Origin of the sequence: Amycolatopsis keratiniphila (assembly GCF_000400635.2) — a bacterium.
Classification (GTDB): Bacteria; Actinomycetota; Actinomycetes; order Mycobacteriales; family Pseudonocardiaceae; genus Amycolatopsis; species Amycolatopsis keratiniphila.
Genome location: NC_021252.1, coordinates 5,470,385 through 5,492,058, shown reverse-complemented (window position 1 = coordinate 5,492,058; position 21,674 = coordinate 5,470,385). Strand labels below are relative to the sequence as shown.

General features: G+C 69.4%; 20 protein-coding genes. 13 read left to right on the top strand and 7 right to left on the bottom strand.

Annotated features, from left to right (window positions below):
• Positions 1–169: 169 nt before the first annotated feature.
• Positions 170–910 carry a carbonic anhydrase family protein gene (locus AORI_RS82500; protein WP_016335279.1) on the bottom strand — a complete coding sequence of 247 codons (741 nt, stop codon included), beginning with the start codon at positions 908–910 and terminating at the stop codon, positions 170–172.
• Between the two features lie 302 nt (positions 911–1,212).
• On the opposite strand from AORI_RS82500, the gene AORI_RS65710 reads away from it, so the two are divergent.
• Positions 1,213–1,599 (top strand): hypothetical protein, encoded by a 387-nt coding sequence (locus tag AORI_RS65710; protein WP_016335278.1) that lies wholly within the window; start codon positions 1,213–1,215, stop codon positions 1,597–1,599.
• 4 nt (positions 1,600–1,603) lie between these two features.
• Here the strand turns inward: AORI_RS65710 and AORI_RS65705 are convergent, their stop codons facing one another.
• Positions 1,604–2,257 (bottom strand): TetR/AcrR family transcriptional regulator, encoded by a 654-nt coding sequence (locus AORI_RS65705; protein ID WP_016335277.1) that lies wholly within the window; start codon positions 2,255–2,257, stop codon positions 1,604–1,606.
• A 116-nt stretch (positions 2,258–2,373) separates the two neighbouring features.
• Here AORI_RS65705 and AORI_RS65700 point away from each other — a divergent pair, with 116 nt between their 5' ends.
• The 5 genes from AORI_RS65700 to AORI_RS65680 all read left to right on the top strand — a co-directional run bounded on the left by AORI_RS65700 (position 2,374) and on the right by AORI_RS65680 (position 9,644).
• Entirely contained in the window at positions 2,374–5,070 is a 2,697-nt protein-coding gene (locus AORI_RS65700; RefSeq protein WP_016335276.1) for an MMPL family transporter, read from the top strand.
• Positions 5,070–7,130, top strand: coding sequence for a YhgE/Pip domain-containing protein (locus AORI_RS65695; protein WP_016335275.1), 2,061 nt, complete (start codon positions 5,070–5,072; stop codon positions 7,128–7,130). Before AORI_RS65700 ends, AORI_RS65695 begins: the two co-directional genes overlap by 1 nt.
• Before the next feature lie 523 nt (positions 7,131–7,653).
• The gene (locus tag AORI_RS65690) at positions 7,654–8,487 is read left to right on the top strand and encodes a class I SAM-dependent methyltransferase (protein WP_016335274.1); all 834 of its coding nucleotides are present in this window, start codon (positions 7,654–7,656) and stop codon (positions 8,485–8,487) included.
• Positions 8,487–9,098 carry a TetR/AcrR family transcriptional regulator gene (locus AORI_RS65685; RefSeq protein ID WP_016335273.1) on the top strand — a complete coding sequence of 204 codons (612 nt, stop codon included), beginning with the start codon at positions 8,487–8,489 and terminating at the stop codon, positions 9,096–9,098. Before AORI_RS65690 ends, AORI_RS65685 begins: the two co-directional genes overlap by 1 nt.
• A 90-nt stretch (positions 9,099–9,188) precedes the next feature.
• On the top strand, positions 9,189–9,644 hold the full coding sequence (locus tag AORI_RS65680) for an ATP-binding protein (protein ID WP_016335272.1): 456 nt from the start codon (positions 9,189–9,191) through the stop codon (positions 9,642–9,644).
• 6 nt (positions 9,645–9,650) lie between these two features.
• On the opposite strand, the gene AORI_RS65675 is transcribed toward AORI_RS65680, so the two are convergent.
• Together AORI_RS65675 and AORI_RS65670 are read right to left on the bottom strand one after the other, a co-directional pair.
• Positions 9,651–11,006 carry an MFS transporter gene (locus tag AORI_RS65675; RefSeq protein WP_016335271.1) on the bottom strand — a complete coding sequence of 452 codons (1,356 nt, stop codon included), beginning with the start codon at positions 11,004–11,006 and terminating at the stop codon, positions 9,651–9,653.
• A gap of 89 nt (positions 11,007–11,095) precedes the next feature.
• Positions 11,096–11,698: a TetR/AcrR family transcriptional regulator gene (locus AORI_RS65670; RefSeq protein ID WP_016335270.1), complete on the bottom strand. Its 603-nt coding sequence runs from the start codon at positions 11,696–11,698 to the stop codon at positions 11,096–11,098.
• Between the two features lie 88 nt (positions 11,699–11,786).
• Between AORI_RS65670 and AORI_RS65665 the strand changes: the two genes are divergently transcribed.
• The gene (locus AORI_RS65665) at positions 11,787–12,836 is read left to right on the top strand and encodes an NAD(P)-dependent alcohol dehydrogenase (protein WP_016335269.1); all 1,050 of its coding nucleotides are present in this window, start codon (positions 11,787–11,789) and stop codon (positions 12,834–12,836) included.
• A gap of 67 nt (positions 12,837–12,903) precedes the next feature.
• On the opposite strand, the gene AORI_RS65660 is transcribed toward AORI_RS65665, so the two are convergent.
• Complete coding sequence (locus tag AORI_RS65660) at positions 12,904–13,785, bottom strand: CPBP family intramembrane glutamic endopeptidase (protein WP_016335268.1); 882 nt, start codon at positions 13,783–13,785, stop codon at positions 12,904–12,906.
• Between the two features lie 52 nt (positions 13,786–13,837).
• A complete protein-coding gene (locus AORI_RS65655; protein WP_016335267.1) occupies positions 13,838–14,407 on the bottom strand; it encodes a TetR/AcrR family transcriptional regulator in 570 nt (189 codons plus the stop codon).
• A 73-nt stretch (positions 14,408–14,480) separates the two neighbouring features.
• On the opposite strand from AORI_RS65655, the gene AORI_RS65650 reads away from it, so the two are divergent.
• Positions 14,481–16,205 (top strand): ABC transporter ATP-binding protein, encoded by a 1,725-nt coding sequence (locus AORI_RS65650; protein WP_228688176.1) that lies wholly within the window; start codon positions 14,481–14,483, stop codon positions 16,203–16,205.
• A gap of 2 nt (positions 16,206–16,207) precedes the next feature.
• Here AORI_RS65650 and AORI_RS65645 read toward each other — a convergent pair whose 3' ends face one another.
• The gene (locus AORI_RS65645; protein WP_016335265.1) at positions 16,208–16,966 is read right to left on the bottom strand and encodes a sigma-70 family RNA polymerase sigma factor; all 759 of its coding nucleotides are present in this window, start codon (positions 16,964–16,966) and stop codon (positions 16,208–16,210) included.
• A 66-nt stretch (positions 16,967–17,032) separates the two neighbouring features.
• Between AORI_RS65645 and AORI_RS65640 the strand changes: the two genes are divergently transcribed.
• From AORI_RS65640 to AORI_RS65620, 5 genes are all read left to right on the top strand, one after another.
• Positions 17,033–17,713, top strand: coding sequence for a TetR/AcrR family transcriptional regulator (locus AORI_RS65640; RefSeq protein WP_016335264.1), 681 nt, complete (start codon positions 17,033–17,035; stop codon positions 17,711–17,713).
• A 55-nt stretch (positions 17,714–17,768) separates the two neighbouring features.
• The gene (locus AORI_RS65635) at positions 17,769–18,449 is read left to right on the top strand and encodes a GNAT family N-acetyltransferase (RefSeq protein ID WP_016335263.1); all 681 of its coding nucleotides are present in this window, start codon (positions 17,769–17,771) and stop codon (positions 18,447–18,449) included.
• A gap of 70 nt (positions 18,450–18,519) precedes the next feature.
• Complete coding sequence (gene tdh / locus AORI_RS65630; RefSeq protein ID WP_016335262.1) at positions 18,520–19,551, top strand: L-threonine 3-dehydrogenase; 1,032 nt, start codon at positions 18,520–18,522, stop codon at positions 19,549–19,551.
• On the top strand, positions 19,551–20,732 hold the full coding sequence (locus tag AORI_RS65625; RefSeq protein WP_016335261.1) for a glycine C-acetyltransferase: 1,182 nt from the start codon (positions 19,551–19,553) through the stop codon (positions 20,730–20,732). Before tdh ends, AORI_RS65625 begins: the two co-directional genes overlap by 1 nt.
• Complete coding sequence (locus AORI_RS65620) at positions 20,729–21,643, top strand: LysR family transcriptional regulator (RefSeq protein ID WP_016335260.1); 915 nt, start codon at positions 20,729–20,731, stop codon at positions 21,641–21,643. The genes AORI_RS65625 and AORI_RS65620 overlap by 4 nt, the downstream gene beginning before the upstream one ends.
• Positions 21,644–21,674 lie beyond the last annotated feature (31 nt).

Sequence of the window (21,674 nt, the reverse complement as noted above, 5' to 3'; positions counted from 1 at the left end):
CTCCTTGTGGACCACCGGTCCGCGGTCGCGGATCCGTGCCCGGAACCGTAGGGCGGAGCCATGAAATCCCGATGAAACGCCGGCTGGGGTGAAGGCTCCCTTCACCCCACCATCGACCCGGCCGCGACCACGACACGTTTGCCTTACCCCGAATAACCGTCCTCACCGCTCACGAGAACTGCGGCACCACGGTCAGCCGCCGCCCGTTGAGCGGTTGCGGCGCGCGGGCGTTGCCCGCACCGAACAGACCTTGGAACCGCGCGATCGTCGACGGCGAGACGGTTTGCTCGGACATCAGGAACCACTGCACGCCTTCGGTGAACGGCGCCGTGGTGAGTGAGCCTTCGTACCGCAGCGTGCTCCGGTCACGGGGCAGGAGCGTGGCGAGGTCGAAGTCCGCCAACGCCACCGTTTCGCCGCACTCCGGGGCGAGCGTCGCCAGGACACGGTCCACCGGCGACTCGGCGCCCGAACGCAGGGGCACGCCGATCACCAGCAGTTTCCCGGCGGCGCTGCGGTGCACGAAATGCATTTCCAGCGGATCGGTGCGGCCCCGGAAACGGTGTTCGGACGGGGTGTGGAAATGGAACTGTTCGAGTTCGTAGCGGACCCCGGCGAGTGTGACGTGCCCGGTGCCCGGTCTGACGATGGCCTCTTCGGTTTCTTCGTGATTCCTCGTACTGCATCCGTCGGCGTCCGACGCGTCCTTCCGGATGTATTCGAGGTCCAGATCCGATTGGCCGTAGGAGATGTCGAGCCTCGGCAGGGTCGGATCGAACCTGATCGCGCCGGGGGAGATATCGACCGGGCTCTGGGCGGGCGGCCGCGAGTGGGCGGTGCCGCCCGCGGTGAGCAGGAATCCGGCGAGGGCGAGGGGAACGACGAATGCGGCAAGGCGCCTGCGCGTCACGCTCTGAACCTTTCGAAGAGCCGCACCCGATGGAGTGGTGCGCGCGAGAAGAACACATCTTTTTCCTGTGCCGAAGAATGTGCAAGTCCCCTGAACAGGGCAATTTCCGACATATTCTCTCCTTTCGTGCGAAACGGAGCGTGATTTGTGTCGGCACTCCTCGAAAGATTCACTGTGCGCAGCCGAGGGGGCACCCCTAGTATTCGAAGGTGTCGATCTTGACGGTGCTCCTCAGCCTGGTGGCCCTTTTTCCCGCCGTGAACCCCATTGCGCGAACGGGCGCCTGTGAAGGAACCCAAGGGGTGACTGTCGCGGTCGGCGTGCTCGTGCGATGCGTGCCCGGCTCACCCGGTGACGCACGGACCGCGCTCGAACGCTCCGGGCTCGCGGTGCGCCTGGGGGACGGATCGGGGCCGTACGGCGATTCCCGCTACGTCTGCCGCGTCGAAGACCTGCCCGAGGGCGATCCCTGTACCGGCCATCGGGACGGAGCGTCGTTCTGGAAGGTGTGGCGTACGGGGCTGGATCCGGTCGCTTGGCGCGAATCCGGGACCCAGGATGGGCCCGCCGCGGTGCGTGTCTGCCCCGGCGGGCTCGTCGGCTTCGTCTTCGGGCCGAAGACCGCTCAGATGCCCGTCGCTCCCGAGCAGGTCGTGACCACGCCCGGGTGGCTTCCGCCCCGGTGCTGACGGGTCAGTGTGCCGGGACGATGAGCGACGCCATCACCTTCGGGATCAGTTCACTGACGAACCGGCCGTCGGCGGGGAGTTCGTTGCCCTCCAGCAGGTAGTTCTGCAGTCCCTGTTCGTACAGGGCGACCAGGACGAGCACCGCGTCGTCCGGCGAGATTGTCAGTTGCCGTCCGATCCGGTCGAGGGTGCCGACCAGGATCGCGCCCAGTTCGGTGTGGAAATACCGGAACGCGGCGCCGATCCGGTCGCGGATCTCCGGCTGCCGCAGGCCCTGCGTGCGGAATTCCGCGCACAGCAGGTACCAGTCCTTGTCCGCGTTGAGCGCGACCATGAACAGTTCGGCGATCCGCCCGAGTGTGGGGGAGAGGTCTTCGTGCGCGCCGACGACGGTGCCGCCGAGCACGCTCTCGGTGGCCTCGCGGAACCGCTCGAGCCGGATCGCGTTCTCCTCCTGGAACAGGGCGAGGAAAAGGTCTTCCTTCGAGCTGAAGTTCGAGTAGAAGGCGCCGCGGGTGAAGCCGGCGCGTTCGCAGATCAGCTCGACCGGGGTGTCCCGGATGCCGCGTTCGGAGAAGGCCTCGTACGCCGCGTCGATCAGCCGTCGGCGGGTGTCCGCCCGGCGCCTGGTCATGGTGGCGCTCCGCTCCTCGGTCATCTCGCCATTCTTTCGCATCGGCCCGGTTCACCCGGCTGTGGGACAGGATACATCGTGAATCGGATACAGCGTGTATTACGATACGCCATGTATCCAACGAGTGCCGGGAGCCGATCGTGTCGTCATTCCTCTACCGCCTCGGCAGGCTGGCCGCCCGCGGACGCGTACTGGTCACCGCGTTGTGGCTGGTCGTGCTGTGTGTCTCCGGCGGCGCGGCGCTGCTGTTCGGCCAGGGCACCGACGACACGTTCGCGATCCCCGGCTCGGAGTCGCAGGAGGCGCTCGATCACCTCGGGCGCGTCTTCCCGCAGGTGAGCGGGACTTCGGCGCAGTTGGTGGTGCTCGTCCCGGAAGGACAGCGAGCCGATTCCGCGGCTGTGCGCGACTCCGTCTCCGCCGTGGTCCCGGAGCTGACCGGTGCCCCGCAGGTCTCGACGGTGGTCAACCCCTTCGATCCGGCCGTGCACGACGCGGTGTCCAAGGACGGCCGCGCCGCGTTGGTCACCGTGCAGCTCGACGTCGGGCTGGCCGACATCCAGCCGTCGACCCGGACCGTGCTCGCCGGGATCGCGCAGGATCTGGAGCACCGGATCGGCCACGGCACCGAGGTGCTCACCGGCGGCGACGCGTTCTCGGACAAGGTGCCGAAGCTCAGCCCCACCGAGGGGATCGGCCTCGTCATCGCGCTCGTGGTGCTGCTGATGGTGTTCGGTTCGTTCATTGCGGCGGGAATGCCTTTGCTGACGGCGATCCTCGGCGTCGGCGTCTCGGTGGCGCTGGTCTACGCGGCTACGTCGGTGGCCACGGTCTCCTCCACGGCGCCGATGCTCGCGGTCATGCTCGGGCTCGCCGTCGGCATCGACTACGCGCTCTTCCTCCTTTCCCGCCACCGGGATCAGCTCGCCGAAGGACTGGGCGTCGAGGAGTCCATCGCCAGGGCGACCGCCACCGCCGGATCCGCGGTCATCTTCGCCGGGCTCACCGTGGTGATCGCCCTGCTGGGCCTGTTCGTCGCCGGGATCCCGTTCCTGACGACGATGGGTATCGCGGCGGCGGGCGGTGTCGCGGTCGCGGTGATCGTGGCCATCACCCTCATTCCCGCGCTGCTGGCGTTCGCCGGCGAGTGGCTGCGGCCCAAGAAGCCGCGGAAGGCACGGAAGACCAAGAAGAAGACGCGGTTCAGCCTCCGCTGGGTCCGGCTCGCCACGAAGTCGCCGTGGGTCACGATCGGACTGATCGTCGGGGTGCTCGCGATCGCGTCGGTGCCTGCGCTCGATCTCCGGCTCGCCTTGCCGGACAACGGAACCGACGAGGACGGCACCCCGGCCAGGGTCGCCTACGACGCCGTGGCCGAGCATTTCGGACCCGGCTTCAACGGACCGCTGGTCGTCACCGCGGACATCCTGTCGACCACCGACCCGGTCGGGATCACGAACGGCATCGCCGACGACATCCGCAAGGTGCCCGGCGTCGCCGTCGTCCCGCTCGCGACGCCGAACCCCAAGGGCGACACCGCGATCATCCAGGTCGTGCCGACGACCGGCGCCTACGACGAGGCGACCGACGACCTGGTGGAACGGCTGCGCTCGATGGAAGGGCAGTTCAAGGACCGGTACGGCGTGCAGACCGCGGTCACCGGCTTCACCGCCGTCGGCATCGACGTGTCCACGCAACTCGGCGACGCGCTGCTGCCGTTCGGCATCCTGGTCGTCGGGCTCTCGCTCGTGTTGCTGGCGATGGTGTTCCGCTCGATCCTCGTGCCGCTGAAAGCCACCTTCGGCTACCTGCTGTCGATCGGTGCGGCGTTCGGCGCGACGTCGTTCGTGTTCGGGCAGGGACATCTGGCGGAGGCGCTGGGCGTCACCCGCACCGGCAGCGTGATCAGCTTCCTGCCGATCATCCTGATGGGTGTCCTTTTCGGACTCGCCATGGACTACGAGGTGTTCCTCGTGTCCCGGATCCGGGAGGACTACGTCCATCACGGCGACGCGCACAAGGCGATCGAGACGGGCTTCGTGTCCGCGTCGAGGGTCGTGACCGCGGCGGCGGTGATCATGCTGGGCGTGTTCGCCGCCTTCGTGCCCGACGGCAGCGCCACGATCAAACCGATCGCGTTCAGCCTCGCGGTCGGGGTGTTCGTGGACGCCTTCCTGGTACGGATGACGCTCGTCCCCGCCATCCTCGCGCTGCTGGGCCCGCGCGCCTGGGGCCTGCCGCCGTGGCTGGACCGCAAGCTCCCGGTGTTCGACGCCGAGGGCGACGGTCTCGTCCACGAACTCCGGCTCGCCGACTGGCCCGCGCCCGGTTCGCCCGAAGTGATCAGTGCCGCCGGTCTCCGGGTCGACGACGACCGGGGCCGCACGATCTTCCGCGACGTCGAACTGCATCTCGGCCCGGGCGAGATCCTCGCCGTGCACGGTTCCGGCCCGGCGGGCAAGAGCGCGTTGCTCTACGCGCTGGCCGGCCGGGTGCCGAACGTCCGCGGGGACCTGAAGGTCCTCGGCCGGGTGCTGCCGCAGCACGCGCACGCCGTCCGGCGGAACGTCGCCTTCGTCGCCTGCAAGGAGACCGACGATCCCGCCGGCGAGGTCCGCCGCGCACTCGACGACGGCGTCGCGCTCGTCTTCCTCGACGACCTGGACACCGTCGTCGCCACCGCCCAGCGCGCGGGCCTGCGAGCCGCGTTCGCGAGCCGGGCCGCGACGTTCGCTGTGTCCTGCCAAAGCCTCGCCATCGTGCGGGATCTGTTGCCCACCACCGCCGTCGCGGGTCTCGCCATGACGCCCGCCCCCGTCCCAGCCGAGGTCCGCTGATGTCCCGCTTCTTCACCGGTTCCGCCCGCGCGACCGCCTTCGGCCCGCTGACCTGGAAGACCTGGCTCGGGATCGTGCTCGTCCCGGTGATCGTCGCGCTCGGGCTGGCGTGGGCGTTCTGGTCGCCCGGCGACAACCACGGTGCGGCGAAGGCCGCCGTGGTCAACGACGACGAGCCCGTGACGGTGAACGGACAGCTGATCCCGCTCGGCCGGGAACTGGCCGGGAACCTCGTGCACGGCGAGGATTCCGCGTACACGTGGGTGCTCACCGACGCGGAGGACGCGAAGGAGGGCATCTCCGACGGCACGTACTCGGCCGTCGTGACGATCCCGCGGGACTTCTCCGCGCAGGCCACGTCGACGTCGGGTAAACCGCTCGAAGCGAAGCAGGCGATCATGCGCGTCGAGACGTCACAGCGCACCGGCCTGATCGACCCGGTGGCGAGCCGGGAGGTCGCGAACGCGACCCTCACCGCGCTGAACCGGCAGATCGTCGAGACCTATGTGGACAACCTGTACGTCGGATTCTCCTCGATCCACCAGCAGTTGGTGCAGGCGGCCGACGGCAGCGGCCAGCTCGTCGTCGGGCTGCGGCAGTTGTCCGACGGGACCGGGAAACTGGCCGCGGGCGCGGGAGAACTCGCCGGTGGGGCGGGAAAGCTCAGCGGTGCGGCCGGTCAGCTGGCGGACGGCGCGCGCGAGCTCGCGAATGGCACCGGACAGCTCGCCGCCGGTTCCGGCCGGTTGTCGTCGGGGCTGACCCAGGCCGAGAAGGACACCGCCCAGTTGCCCCGGCTGACCAGGGAACTTGCCGACGGCGCACAGCAGGTCGCGAACGGCAACAAGCAGCTGGCCGACAAGATCTCGCCGCTGGCGGACAAGGTCGTGCGGATCATCGACGCGTTGCCTTCGGCGGGCGACTCGGCGCGGAAGTTCGCCGAACTGGCCGGAAAATGCGATCAGGACACGAGGTTCTGCGCCGATCTCAAGGCCGCTTCGGAGAAGCTCACGGCCGACGCCGCGATCCTCGACGGCAAACGTGCCGAAATCCGCGACGCCGTCGTGCAGACGAAGAAGGCGGTGCAAGACCTTTCGGCGGGCTCGCAGAAGGTCGCCGACGGGAACAAGCAGCTCGCGGACAAGTCGAAGGAACTCGCGGGCGGCATCGGCACGGCGGCCGACGGCGCGCGGAAACTCGACGCCGGGGTCAAGGCCGCCGACTCCGGGGCACGGCAGCTCGCCGACGGCTCCGGTCGGCTCGCCGGCGGCGCGACGACGCTGTCCACCGGTGCCGGTGAACTCGCCACCGGTGCCCGCTCCGCCGCCGACGGCGCCGAGCGCGCCGAATCCGGTGCCTCGGAGCTGGCCAAGGGCCTCGACGAAGGCCGGGGCAAAGTGCCCGACTACACCCAGGCCGAACGCGACCACCTCAAACAGGTCGCCGCCACCCCCGCGATCGCCGACACGGCGGGCTCGGGTTCCTTCGGCGAAGGCGCGGTCGCGCTGATCCTCGTGCTGGCGCTGTGGGGCTGCGCGCTGGCGACGTACCAGGTGATCCGCGCGGTGCCGCCGAGCGTGCTCACCACCCGCGAACCGAGCTGGCGGATCATTCTCGCCGCGGCCGTCCCTGGCGCGACGCTCGCGGTGCTCACCGCCCTGATTCTCACCGGGGTGTTCTGGGCGTTCCTCGGCCTGAGCTTCGGCAAGGCGGTGACGCTGCTGGTGGTGCTCGTGCTCGCGGCGGGGACGTTCACCGTCGTCAACCAAGCGCTGGTGGCCATCTTCAAACGCCCTGGCCGCTTCGCCGCTCTCGCGATCCTCGTGCTCACTGTCGGCGCTTCGCTGGTTTCGACCGTGCCTGGCTTTTTCGGGACGGTGCTGGGGATCCTGCCGACCAACGGCGCCTTGGTGGCGTTGCGGTCGCTGCTGACCGGGACGGACGGTCTGACGTCGGGGATCGTGCAGCTGGTGGTGTGGCTGGGGATCGGGACCCTGGCGATGATCATGGTGACGGACCGGCGGCGGTCCCTGCCCGGACGAGAACTGCGGCTGGCGTAGTGACGAGTGTCAGTGGTTCGCGTCTTATTGAGGGGTAAGGCAAACGTGGCGTGAGCGAACCCCTGTCGCGCAGGCCGTCTTAGCCGGCTTTGCGATGAGATGACCACCCTGGACGGCAGGGGTTCCGGACCGGCTTGCGGGCTCACCCCGGCGTACAGTGTCTACAAGGGACAATGCGCGCCAATGGCGCGCCCGGTTGATGTCGTGATGTCCGGTTCTCGCACCCCCACGCAAAGCGCGCAAACCGGACACGAATGACGAGGCCGCCATCCTTTGCGGACAGTTGCGGGTGCGGCTGGTCCTGCAGGCGAGCCCTTGGCGGGCAGCACGCCACGTTTGTCCTACCCCTCGATAGGTTCTTCTGGTCTTGGGGTGGATGAAGGGGACTTTCGCCGCATGTGACGCGGGTAAAGCGTCCTTCGCCTCGCGAGCCCTCGACAGAAGCGCTTGACGGCTGGACCGAACCTCGTTCAGTATGAACGCGTGTTCATGAACGTGTGTTCATAACTGAGGAGGTTCTGGGATGTCCGGCATCGTCAACACCGCGCAGTCCGAGGCGTGGAACGGCTACGAGGGGCGGCACTGGGCCGAGCACGACGGGCGCTACGACGCGGTGAACAGCGGGTTCAACGAATTCCTGTTCGAGGCGGCCGGAATCGGCGAGCGGGACCGGGTGCTCGACATCGGCTGCGGCAACGGACAGGTCACCCGGCTCGCCGCCGTCCGCGCCCCGCTCGGGGGCGCGACCGGGATCGACCTGTCCGCGCCGATGCTCGCCACGGCGCGCGCCCGCGCGGCGGCCGAAGGCGTGACGAACGTCGGGTTCGAGCAGGGCGACGTCCAGGTCTTCCCGTTCGGGGAAGGGGTTTTCGACGTCGCGCTCAGCCGGTTCGCGGTGACGTTCTTCGCGGACCCGGTGGCCGCCTTCGCGAACGTGCGCCGGGCGCTGAAACCGGGCGGCAGGCTCGCGTTCCTGTGCATGACCGCACTCGCGGGAACCGATCTCGGCACCGTTTTCGGTGCGCTGGCACCGTTCCTGCCGACGCCGACCGGCGAGGACGGCACCGGTCCGACGGCTTTCGCCGATCCCGAACGGGCTCGCTCGGTGCTGACGGACGCCGGATTCCGCGAGGTCACGGCCACTCGCGTCGAGGCCGATCAGGTCTGGGGGAGCGACGTGGCCGACGCCGCCGGGTTCATCGCCGACTGGGGACCGGTCAAGTATCACCTCGGTCTGGCCGGCGAAGAAGCGGCGAACGGCGCGCGAGAAGCGCTTTCGGCGGCGCTCCAGCCTTTTGACGGGCCTGGCGGTGTTCGGCTGCGTGGCGCCGCGTGGCTGGTCAGGGCGAAATCCTGATGGCACCGAGGAAAGCCGCGGCACTCCGCGACACCGAAGACGGCCGGAGTCTGCGCGAGCATCTGATCGGCACGGCCGCGGACCTGATTTCCGCCAACGGCACCGCGGAACTCACGGTCCGGGCCATCGCGCGGGCGGCCGGGGTCGCCGACGGCGTGCTGTACAACCACTTCACCGACAAGGAGGAGTTGCTGGCCGACGCGCTGGCGGAACACGTGCGGCGGGTCGAAGCCGGGCTCGGCGAGCTGCCCGCGCCCGGTTCGGCCACGGTCGAGGGCAACCTCCGCACCCACTTGGCGTACGGGTTGGCTCTGCACAAGGAGATCCTGCCCGCGTTCGCCGGGCTGCTCGCCCGCCCCGCCGTGCTCGCGCGGTTCGGCGAACTGACCGGGGACGGTGAGACCTGGCGGGATCGCCTCGCCCGATACCTGCGCGAGGAAAAGGAACTCGGCAGGCTGGACGGCGATGTCGACGCGGCCGCGGCGATGCTGGTCGGCGTCTGCCACGAATCGGTGCTCACCGCGCTGCTCCCGCACGGCCCGCGAGTGACGACCTCACCGGCCGTGAAAGCCGTGGTCAAGACGGTGCTGGAGGGTATCGCGGTGCGCTGATTCCCGTGACGGGTTGATCGGCGGGCGTTCTGGGTAACCCGGTTGTGCGACTTCAGCAGGGAGGTCGCGCGCGAGGGGAAGGGTGGCTCCATGATCAACATCGCGGAGCATCCGGTGCCGGGTACCTGGGTGCTCGACCTGCGGGCCACGACGCCACGGGCGTTGCCGGACATGCGCGCCTGGGTGGTCAGATGCCTTCCCGATCTCGGCGAGGGGCATCGCGACGACGTCCTGCTGGCGGCGACGGAGCTCGTCGCCAATGCTTATGTGCACGGGGGTGGCGCACGCCATATCCAGCTGTGGCGCGGCGTGTCGCCGTGCGCCGTGCGCATCGAAGTCGCCGATGTCAGCGTCGAGCAGCCGCGGGCGCGCTGTTCGCAGATCGAGGATCCCCGCGGGCGCGGCCTTCTCGTCGTCGACGGGGTGGCCGTGCAATGGGGTGTCCGGCGCGAGCCGGTGCGCGGCGGGAAGCTCGTCTGGGCGCACATCCGGTGCGACGGCGGTTGTCCGGAAGCACTTCCGCGTATGAAGCGCTCCCGGAACTGACCTGCCTCAGACGGCGCGGCGTGCGGTGAGCAGGCCGAGCGCGGAGATGGCGGCGAATCCGAACAACAGCCACCTCGCCGACATGACCACCGAAGCGCCGCCGAGGTTGACCAACAGGCCGGCGACCGCCGCGCCGAACGCGGTCGACATCGTCAGTACCGTCGCGATCGCGGCCGCCGCCTGGCCGCCCTCGCCGTCCGGCGCGGAGGTCATCGCCGCGACGGACAGATGAGGCATCGCGAGGCCGATTCCCGTGCCGCCGAAGAAGAGCACCGGCAGCCAGGCGAGCACGACAGGCAGCGGCGGTTGTTCGGTCTGCAGGAGTCCCAGCACGGCGAACCCGATGGCGAGACAGGCCGGTCCGGCGAACACCAGCCGTCGTGTCTTACCGGCCGATGCGCTGACGAGCTGGCTCACCGACCAGCCCAAGGAGAGCGCGGCGGCGAAGAATCCCGCCGCCGCGGGCGGGAGCCCGCCCAGCCGCTGCCCGAACAGCGGCAGGAACGTCTCCACCGCGACGCCGGACGCCAGCACCATGATCGTCAGGTAGATCCACCGCGACCGCGAACCACGACGGTAGACCGAGGCGGGCAGCACACTCGCCGCCGAACGGTTCTCCGTCACCAGGAACGCGCTCACGAGTACGAGACCCGCCGCTATGAGGGCGGCCATCGCGAGGGTGTCGGACAGGATCCCCGCCACGCTCACCGCTCCGGCGGCGCCGACGATCAGCGCCAGCGAAACGACCGGGACCGGCGGTGCCTGCGCCGGGCGTTCGCCGCCGCGGAGCGCCCGGGGCACGAAGACCGCCAGCGCGGCCGCCACCACGGCGAGGACCGCGAAGGCGGAGCGCCACGAACCGAACTGCGCCGAGAACCCGCCCAGCGCCGGGCCCACGAAGTTGCCGACTCCGAACATTGCGGAGATCAGCGCACTGCCCCGGCTCCACAACCGAGGCGGCAGCGACGAATGGATCAGGGCGAAGCCCAGTCCGGTCAGCAGACCGGCACCGAGGCCCTGCGTCCCGCGGCCGAGCAGGAGGACCGGCATCGACGGGCTCGCGGCGCACACCACCGAGCCCGCGGCGAAAACGCCGAAACCGACCAGATAGGAACCCTTGCCGCCGAAGCGCGAAAGCGCCTGGCCCACCATCATGGTCGCGACGATCTGGGCGACCAGGAACGCCGTCATGGTCCAGGCGTACAACGACCGTCCGCCGATTTCCTCGATCGCCGTGGGCAGCAGGCTCGCCGCCACGTAGATGGTGATCGCGCCGACGAGCACGCCGCCCGCCAGTACCGACGCGGTGCTCGAATGGCGGCCCAGTTCCCGCCACGACCCGACGTCTTGACCGATGTTCACGCGGTTCTCCTCGCTGTCGAAAGGATTGCGCTTCGCATCCTGTCGGCGCGGGGAGCCCCGGTAATCGGACAAATCAGACGTGAATCACATCACATTTTCGTGCGACCTTCGATGGCGGCGCGGGCGGCCTCGACCGACTTCCGGACGACGACTTCCGTGGAATAGCCCTGTTTCGTGAACACTCCGTCGAGGTAGAACGTGCCGTAGCCATGGGCCTGGGTGAACAGCTGCTCCATCAGCTCCAGCCCGTCCTCCGGCCGGTCGGCGATGGTGAGGCAGAGCATGACGAACTGGTCGGTCAGGCGGCGGGTCTGCTCGTGCAGCGCGGCGTGCTCCGGGCCCTGCAGGCCGTCCGAGTAGATGATGTTCATCCCGGCCCGGCGTTCGATCAGGTACTTCGTGTAGGCGCCCGCGGCCGCGGCGAGCGCGGCGACCGGTTCGCTCTCGGCCTCGATGGCATCGTGCACCCTGTCCGCCAGCTGGCAGGCGACCTTGGCGGCGATCGCGGCCAGCAGGCTTTCCTTGTCCGGGAAGTGCCGATAGGGCGCGCCGGGGCTGACTTTCGCGCGCCTGGCGACCTCGGCGACGGAGAACGCGCCGAGCCCTTGTTCGGCGATCAGGTCGAGGGAGACCCGGACGAGTTCGGCGCGAAGGTCGCCGTGATGGTACTTGCCGCCCATGTCGTGGATCACACCGTCCCGGTCGCGGAATATGTAAGAGCCCTCTTACGCTGGTCGTAAGTGACCTCTTACATGGTCTCACTGTTTCTCGGAGGGTTTCATGACGACGACCACGCACGCCATCGCCGCGCCGTCCCCGGGCGCCGCCCTGTCGCCGACGACGATCGAGCGTCGCGACCTGCGTCCGGACGACGTGCTGATCGACATCGCGTACGCGGGGATCTGCCACAGCGACATCCACCAGGTGAAAGAGGACTGGGGCAGCGCGATCTTCCCGATGGTGCCCGGTCACGAGATCGCCGGCGTCGTCGCCGCGGTCGGCTCCGACGTGACGAAGTACCAGGTCGGTGACCGGGTCGGGGTCGGCTGCATGGTCGATTCCTGTGGCGAGTGCGAGTACTGCCTCGCGGGCACCGAGCAATTCTGCGTGAAGGGCAACATCCAGACCTACAACGGAGTCGGTTTCGACGGCGAGAACACCTACGGCGGTTACAGCCGGCAGATCGTCGTGAAGGACGCTTTCGTCTGCCGTATCCCGGAAGGCATCGGTCTCGACGTCGCCGCCCCGCTGCTGTGCGCGGGCATCACCACCTACTCCCCGCTGAACCGCTGGGGCGCCGGGCCGGGCAAGAAGGTCGCCGTCGTCGGCCTCGGCGGGCTCGGGCACATGGCGGTCAAGATCGCGGTCGCCATGGGTGCCGAGGTCACCGTGCTCAGCCAGAGCCTGAAGAAGCAGGAGGACGGCTTGAAGCTGGGCGCGAAGGATTACTTCGCGACCGGTGACGCGTCGACGTTCAAGGCGCTGCGCGGCCGTTTCGACCTGATCCTGAACACCGTTTCGGCGACGCTGCCCGTCGACTCCTACCTCGGCATGCTGCGCGTCGGCGGCGCGATGGTGAACGTCGGCGCGCCTGGCGAACCGCTGTCCTACAACGCCTTCTCGCTGCTCGGTGGGAACAGGGTGCTCGCCGGCTCGATGATCGGCGGGATCGCCGAGACCCAGGAGATGCTCGACTTCTGCGCCGAGCACGGGATCGGCGCGGAGATCGAGACGATCTCGGCCGACCAGGTGAACGTGGCCTACGACCGGGTCGAGAACAGCGACGTCCGCTACCGGTTCGTCATCGACGCGGCGACCATCGGCGCCTGACGCCAAGCGGGTCGTGAGTGGCGATTCGGGTTCTAACCCGAATCGCCACTCACGACCTGCCGGCGCGTCACATCAGCAGCAGTGGCAGCGTGTTCATCGCGGTGTGCGCGGCGATCGGCGCCCACAGATTGCGGTAGCGCGACCACAGGTAGCCGGTGAACAGGCCGAAGAACCCTTGGAAGGCCACGATCGCGCCGAGGGTGAGCGGTAGAGATCCCTGTCCGTGCGTCGGCAGGTGCAGCCACGCGAACAGCAGCGCCGACAGCAGGATTCCCGGCCACCGCCCGAAAAGAGCCTCCAGGCGGGTCTGCAGCATGCCGCGGAAGAAGACCTCTTCGAGGACGTTCGCGGTGAAGAAGGTCAGTGTCGCGCCGACCGCCAGGTACACCGGGTCCGGGTAGTCCTCCGCGGTGGGAAGCGGCGGCGCGAGCGGGCCGAGGACGTAGAGCCAGCCGAACACGAGCACCGCCGGGATCGGCGCGAGCCATTGCCAGGTCTCCCGGGGCCGCCACGTGAGCCGGAAGGAATCCCGCGCGGGCAGCGCTCGAAGCAGAATCAACGGCAGCGCCAGGAACACCAGCGGTTTGGCGAGTGCCCAGACGTCGCGGACCAGCGCCTGCTGTCCCGCCGCCGAAAGCAGGTACAACGCCAGCGGCCACAGGAAGGCGATGAGCGCCAGTGCCGTCGCCTGTCTGCCCAGTCCGCGCCGGTCGGTGACCTCGGGGAGCAGTTTCGGCGCGTGGAGCGGGATCCCGTGGATCAGCAGGAGCCCGGCCAGCGCGGGGACCAGGGCGCCCGCGAGGGAAAGCTCCTTGGCCGAATCCGCGGACGGTCTGATCGCGTCGTGCCCGGTGGCCAGCAGCAGTGCGGGGGCGGCCACGAACACCGCGAGCCCGCCGAAGAGGATTCCCCGGGCGGCACCCGGGCGGGTGCCGGTCTTTTCTGTCACCGGGCCAGGATCTTCGAAGCGGCGCGAGTCCGCGTCATCACTTCGGAGGACTTCAGCCGACCGCGATGATCTTTTCCAGGCTGCGCAGGCACAAGGTGAGCGCCTCGTGCTTCGGCGTCTTCTCCCGCGTCAGCTCCCAGGCGGTGTAGAGCAGGCTCCAGAGCAGTTGCAGCAGCCATTCCTTCGTCATCGCCGGATCGATCGAGCCCTCGGCGTGCCCGCGTTCGACGAGGCGCAGCAGGCGGCGGTCGTCGTCGCTCTCCTCCGTCCATTCGGGCCGGGTCACCAGGTCCGGCATGGTGAACAGCAGCTGGAAGATGTCGCCGTGTTCGAAGTACTCCTGGCACAGCCTCGCCAGCGCTTCGGGGGCCGGTCCGTCGTCGAGCCGGGCCCGTTCGGTGCTGTGGGAGATCTTGTCGAGGGCGTCGTGGCTGATGGCGTCGATCAGGTCCGATCGCTCCGCGAAGTACCGGTGCACCGTGGTGCGCCCGACGTTCGCCGCCGCCGCGATATCCGCCAGCGTGGCGCTCGGTTGCTTGGTCAACGTCTCGATGGCCGCGTCCAGGATCGCGCGCCGGGTCCTCGCCCGGACACCCGTCTCGGTGACCACACCCTCACTCATGGCCGTACCGTACCTCGCTCCCGATATGGAACTCGGTTGACGATTTTAGAACACGCGTGTTCCATTAAGAACCATGAAGACTCCACGATTGAAGGTGCTGTGGTCGTTCGCGCGGCCGCACAAGGGGGCACTCGCGATCGGCCTGGTACTCGCCCTGCTCGGTTCGGCGACCGGTCTCGCCACGCCCATGGTCACGAAATGGGTGCTGGACTCACTGGGTTCGTCGGCGTCGCTGGCAGGCCCCGTGCTGGCGTTGCTCGGCCTGATGGTGGTCGGCGCGGTGATCTGGCTGGTGCAGTGGATCCTGCTCGGCACGGTCGGCGAGCGGGTGGTGCTGAAGGCCCGGGAATCCATGGTGCGGCGGTTCTTCCGCGCGACGATCCCGGCGATCACGAAGCGGCCGACGGGAGAACTGGTCACCCGCGTCACCTCGGACACGGTGCTGTTGCGCGAGGCGGCGTCGTCCAGCGTGATCGGCCTGATCAACGGCGTGGTGATGCTCGTCGGCACCCTGGTGTTGATGAGCGTGCTCGACCTGGTGCTGCTGGCGACGACGGTGGCGGCCGTGCTCGTGGTGATCGCGTTGTTCACCTGGCTCATGCCCGCCATCGCGAAGGAACAGGAGAAGGCACAGGATCGGGTCGGCAGGCTCGGCGGCGTCCTCGAGGGCGCGTTGCGGGCGATCCGCACGGTGAAGGCCAGCCGGGCCGAAACCCGGCAGGCCGACCGGATCCTGGTCGACGCGGAAGCAGCCACGGCGCACGGCGTCCGCGCGGTGCGGCGGGAAGCCGTCGCCTGGGTGGTGGCCTGGACGGGTATCCAGGCCGCGACCTTGGTGATCCTGGGTCTCGGCGCCTGGCGCGTCGGCGCGGGCCTGCTCGAGGTGTCGAGCCTCATCGCGTTCCTGCTGTACGCGTTCGCGTTGATGGAGCCGATCACCGAACTGAGCCAGAACATGACCGCGCTGCAGGCGGGGATCGCCGCGGCCGGGCGGATCCGGGAGATGGACGCGCTGGAGGTCGAAGAGGACCAGGCGCCCGCCAAGGCGGAGTCCTCGGGTGACCACGACGGCCCGGTGCTGGAACTGCGCGGCGTGACCGCGGGTTACGGCGGCGATCCGGCGCTGCGCGACGTTTCCCTGGCGATCCCGAGACGCGGGCACACCGCGATCGTCGGGCCGTCCGGCGCGGGCAAGACCACGATGCTATCGCTGATCATGCGGTTCGTGCGGCCGCAGTCGGGTGCGCTGCTGCTGGACGGACGCGAGTACGCGGACGTGCGGTCCCGGCTGGCCTACGTCGAGCAGGAGACGCCGATCGTGCCGGGGACGATCCGGGAGAACCTGCTCTTCACCCATCCGGACGCGACCGAGGAGGAGGTGCGGCGGGCGCTCGCCGAAGTCCGGCTGAGCGACAAGATCGCCGCGCTCGAAGACGGCCTGGAAACGCCGCTTTCGTCGACGTCGGTGTCCGGCGGGGAACGCCAGCGGATCGCGCTGGCCAGGGCGATCCTGCGCACGCCGGACGTGGTGCTGCTGGACGAGGCGACCGCGCAGGTCGACGGCCGGACCGAAAGCGCGATCCACGACTGCATCCGGCGGCTGGCCCGCGAGGGTGCCGTGGTCACCGTGGCGCACCGGCTGTCCACCGTGATCGACGCGGACACGATCGTGGTGATGGAGGAGGGCCGCGTCCGGGCGAGCGGAAGCCACGAGCACCTGCTCGCCACCGACACGCTGTACCGGGAACTGGTGGAGGCGCTGAGGATCGCGGGGGAGGCCGCCCCGGTACCCGGCTGATCTCAGGCGGGGACGGCGCGGACGCCCGGCGGCATCTCGCGGTTGACCTCGTCGAGCCGGGTGGCGACGGTCCGGCAGGGTTCGCACCCGGCCAGATGCGCGGCGATCAGATCCGCGCGGCGGCCCGGCACGCCGCCGCGCAGCCACGCGCCCATCCGGCGCCGCGCTTCCCGGCAGCACGGCGTTCCCGTCTCGGGGACCTGCGCCTGCAGGAAGGCCTGGCGCAGTCCTTCGCGGGCCCGCAAGGCGAGGACGGAGGCGCCGTTGGGCGACACGCCCAGCAGCGGCGCCACCACCTTCGGGGAATCGCCCTCGGCTTCGGTCCGCCACAGCACGGTCCGCCAGCGACCGGGCAGCGCGCAGTACGCGGTCCAGGCCAGCCGGGCGTTCGACCGGAGGATGACGAGTTCTTCCGTACCCACGACCCCGGCGGCCTCTTCGACCGCCGGGGTCGTGCCGTACAGCTCGACCCGTTTGTGGTGACGGTTCCACTTGGCGGCGAGATTCCGGATGGTGACCGCGAGATAGGGACGGAGGTTTTCGCGCGGCCCGCCGCCGTCGCGGATGACGCTCAGGACCCGCACGAAGGCTTCGGCCACGAGGTCGTCCCGCTCGGCGGGCTCGGCGACCCAGCCCGCGGCGATCCGGCGGAGCGGCTCGGCGTGCCGCCGGAAAAGAGTCTCGCCGGCGGCGATGTCACCGGCGCGGAAGGCGTCGAGCAGCGTGGCGTCCGCTGTGGTGTCGTCGACGTCATTCCTCATCGCGGTCTCCCGAAGTAACGGGTACGGCAGTGTACCGGTAACCCGGCTCCGGATAAACTCCGGGGGATGACGCCCGAAGCCGACGCGCCCCGGCCGGATGGCCGGGCGGCGCGCTGGGCGGGACAGCGGGAGCGCCGCCGACGGGAATTCGTCGACGCGGCGCTGCGCGCGATCGCCGAGCACGGTCCGGAGGTCTCCACCGAGCAGATCGCCGACGAGGCGGGGGTGGCGAGAACCCGGGTGTACAAGCACTTCGACGACGCCGCCGACCTGCAGCGCGCGATCGCCGACCGCGCCGTCCGCCTCATCACCGCCGAACTGGCCCCGCTGTGGGACCCGAGCGGGACGCCGATGCAGCTGATCACCGTCGCGGTGGGCGCGCACACCGGCTGGCTCGCCGAATACGGGAACCTCTACCGCTATCTCGCCCGGCATTCCCAGGCCGGGCGGCGCGGCGATGCCATCACCGACGTCAAAACGGCGATCGCCATGCAGCTCACCATCCTGTTCAAGCACTACCTCGCCACCTTCGACCTGGACGGCCGGATCGCCGAACCGCTCGCCTTCGGGCTGGTCGGCCTCGTCGACACGAGTGCCGCGCGCTGGCTGGAGAATCCGGGCGGCCTCGAACTACCGGAGCTCGCGAGCCAGCTGGTGCGGTGGATCTGGCGGGTCATCGACGACACGCTCCGGGAACGCGGGGTCGAGCTCGATCCGCATTCGCCGCTGCTCGTGCCGGGCGGCTGAGCGCTCAGGATGTGGGAGCGGGAATGAAAGCCGGCCCGCGGGTGTCGGAGCGATCATGGCCATCCCTTTCGACGATCCCGCCTGGGCTTCGCTGACCGGCCCGCACGCCCGCTTCGCGGAGCGCTCCGGCCAGGTCCTGCGCTACCAGGTCGACGTCGCGCCGTTCTTCGCCCTGCCGCCGGAACCGGACGACGGCGTGTGGGCGGATGTCGCCGCGCTGGCGGGCCCCGGCCAGACGGTCACCGTCCACAACGCGCTGCCCGTCCCCGCCGACTGGGAAGTCCTCGGCAGGATCGCCGGAGTCCGGCTGGTCGACGTCGCGCTCGAAGCCGCCGAAGATCCCGAAGCGGTCGTGCTGGGGCCCGACGACGTTCCGGAAATACTCGACCTCGTCGAGCGCACCAAGCCGGGTCCGTTCCGGAAGCGGACCATCGAATTGGGGACATATCTGGGAATCCGGCGCGACGGCGAGCTGATCGCGATGGCGGGGGAGAGGATGCACCCGCCCGGCTGGACCGAGATCAGCGCCGTCTGCACCGACCCGGCGTATCGCGGCCAGGGACTGGCGACCCGGCTCATCCGCGCGGTGGCGGCGGGGATCCGGGCCCGCGGCGAACACCCGATGATGCACGCGGCGGCGACCAACACGCCGGCCATCCGGCTCTACGAGTCGATCGGCTTCGAAGTGATCCCGCGGCCGGACTTCGTGATGGCCCGGGTGCCCGGCTCCTTGTGAAGACACGCTAACGAGGGATTTCAGAAACTCGCGATGGACTGAACAGCACGGGCGGGCCAGACTTCGCGCCATGAAGGCATTGGTCAAAGCCGACCGAGCACCCGGGCTGGAACTCACCGACGTTCCGGACCCCGCCGTCGGCCCCGGCGACGTCGCCGTCCGCGTGCTGCGCGCCGGGATCTGCGGTACCGATCTGCACATCGACTCCTGGGACGACTGGGCGGCGCGCACCATCGCCGCGCCGCTGGTCATCGGCCACGAGTTCGTCGGTGAGGTGGTCGAGATCGGCCGGTCGGTGACCACGGTCAAGGTGGGCGACCTGGTCAGCGGCGAGGGGCACCTCGTCTGCGGAAGCTGCCGCAACTGCAAGGCCGGACGGCGTCACCTGTGCGCCAGGACCAAGGGCCTAGGCGTGCACACCGATGGCGCCTTCGCGCAGTACGCCGTCCTGCCCGAGATGAACGCCTGGGTGCACCGCACCAAGGTCGACCTCGACATCGCCGCGATCTTCGATCCGCTCGGCAACGCCGTGCACACCGCGCTGTCCTTCCCCGTCATCGGCGAGGACGTGCTGGTCACCGGCGCCGGCCCGATCGGCATCATGGCCGCCGCCATCGCGCGGCACGCGGGCGCGCGCAACGTCGTGGTCACCGACGTCAGCGAGCACCGCCTCGAACTGGCCCGCAAGGTCGGCGTCGACCTCGCGCTGGACGTCTCCTCCGCGACCATCGCCGACGCGCAGGAGCGGCTCGGCATGGCCGAGGGCTTCGACGTCGGCATGGAGATGAGCGGGCGGCCCGAGGCGCTGCGCGACATGATCGCGAACATGTCCCACGGTGGGCGCATCGCGCTGCTGGGCCTCCCCGCTTCCGACGTGTCGGTCGACGTCGCGTCCGTGGTGCTCAAGATGATCCAGCTCAAGGGCATCTACGGGCGCGAGATGTTCGAGACGTGGTACTCGATGTCCGTCCTGCTGCAGGCCGGGCTGGACATCTCGCCGGTGGTCACCCACCGGTTCGGCTACACCGAATACGAGAAGGCGTTCGCGACGGCCAGGGAAGGCCGCTGCGGCAAGGTCATTCTGGACTGGACGGAGAACTGATGTACGGCGCGATGCGCGACGACCTCAAGGCCGGGCTCGCCGAGATCCGGGAAGCCGGGCTGTACAAGGGCGAGCGGGTGATCCAGGGACCGCAACGGGCTTCGGTCAGCGTCGGCGACGGCGACGTCCTCAACTTCTGCGCCAACAACTACCTCGGCCTCGCCGACCACCCCAAGCTGATCAAGGCCGCGCAAGAGGCGCTGGACCGCTGGGGCTTCGGCATGGCGTCGGTGCGGTTCATCTGCGGGACCCAGCAGCCGCACAAGGAACTCGAGGCGAAGCTGTCGGAGTTTCTCGGCACCGAGGACACAATCCTCTACAGCTCCTGTTTCGACGCCAACGCCGGGCTGTTCGAGACGCTGCTGACGGATCAGGACGTCATCATCTCCGACGAGCTCAACCACGCGTCGATCATCGACGGCGTCCGGCTCTGCAAGGCGAAGCGGATGCGCTACCGCAACCGTGACGTCGCCGATCTGGAGGCCAGGCTGAAGGAGGCGTCCGGCGCGCGGTACCGGATGATCGCCACCGACGGCGTGTTCTCGATGGACGGCTACCTCGCGCCGCTCGACGAGATCTGCGAGCTGGCCGAGCGGTACGACGCGCTGGTGATGGTCGACGACTCGCACGCCGTCGGTTTCACCGGTCCGACCGGCCGCGGTACGCCCGAGTTGTTCGGCGTGCAGGACAAGGTCGACGTGCTGACCGGCACCCTCGGCAAGGCGCTGGGCGGCGCGAGCGGCGGCTACACCTCGGGCCGCGCGGAGATCGTCGAGATGCTGCGGCAGCGTTCGCGGCCGTACCTGTTCTCGAACTCGCTGGCGCCGTCGATCACCGCGGCCGCGCTCGCCACGCTGGAACTGCTGGACTCCTCCAGCGACCTGCTGGGCAAGCTGCGCGCCAACACCGAGCTGTTCCGGCGCCGGATGACCGAGGCGGGCTTCGATCTGCTCCCGGGTGAGCACCCCATCATCCCGGTGATGATCGGTGACGCCGCCAAGGCGGGCAAGATGGCGGATCTGCTGCTCGACCAGGGCATCTACGTGATCGGTTTCTCGTACCCGGTGGTGCCGCACGGTAAGGCCCGGATCCGGACGCAGATGTCGGCCGCGCACTCGACCGACGACGTGAACCGGGCCGTCGACGCGTTCGTGACGGCAAGGTCCATGATGGACGAATGATCGATCCGCGACGGCTGCGCGTGCTGCGTGCCCTCGCCGACCACGGCACCGTGACGGCGGCGGGACAGGCTCTGCACCTGACGCCGTCCGCGGTCTCCCAGCAGCTGGCCGCCCTCGAAGCCGAGTGCGGCCAGCAGCTGCTCCGCCGCCGGGGCAGGCGGGTCTCCCTGACCCCGGCGGGTGAATTGATGGTAGTGCACGCCAACGCCGTCGCCGCCGAACTGGAACGGGCGCAGGCCACCCTCGCCGCGCTCGATTCCGGTGTCCAGGGCATGGTGCGGCTGGCGAGTTTCGCCTCCGCGATCACGATGGTCGTCGCGCCGGCGATAGCCTCGCTGCGCGCCGGTTCGCCCGGGGTCACCATGCAGGTGCAGGACGTCGAGGGACACGCGAGCATCCCGCTGCTGCTCGACGGAGAGGTCGACCTGGCGATCACCGAGGAGTACCGGCTCTCGCCACGGACGGATGAAAGCAGGCTCACCCGGTTCCCGTTGTACGTGGAGCCCTTCGACGTCGTGCTGCCCATCACGCACCGGCTCGCCGGAGCGTCCGAAGTGGACATCGACGAACTCGCCGACGACGAGTGGATCGCGCCGAAACCCGGGAATCCCTGCCGCGACGTGCTGATGATCGTGTGCGCCAACCCGGCGATCCGGCACGTCTCCGACGATTTCCACGCGATCACCACCCTGGTCGCCGCCGGCGAGGGCGTGGCGCTGGTGCCGCGCAACGCCTTCACCGCCGTTCCCGGTGCGGTCGCCGTCCCGTTGCGGGGCGAACCGCCGCTGCGCCGGGTGTTCGCCGCCGTCCGGCGGGGAAGCGCGGACCACCCGTTGCTCAAGACCGTGCTCGCCGCGTTGCTGGACGCGGCGCCCGGTCATGCGAATGCGGGCCGGGGGAGTCGCACTTAGGATCATCTTCACCTGCCGTCGAAGGAAAGAC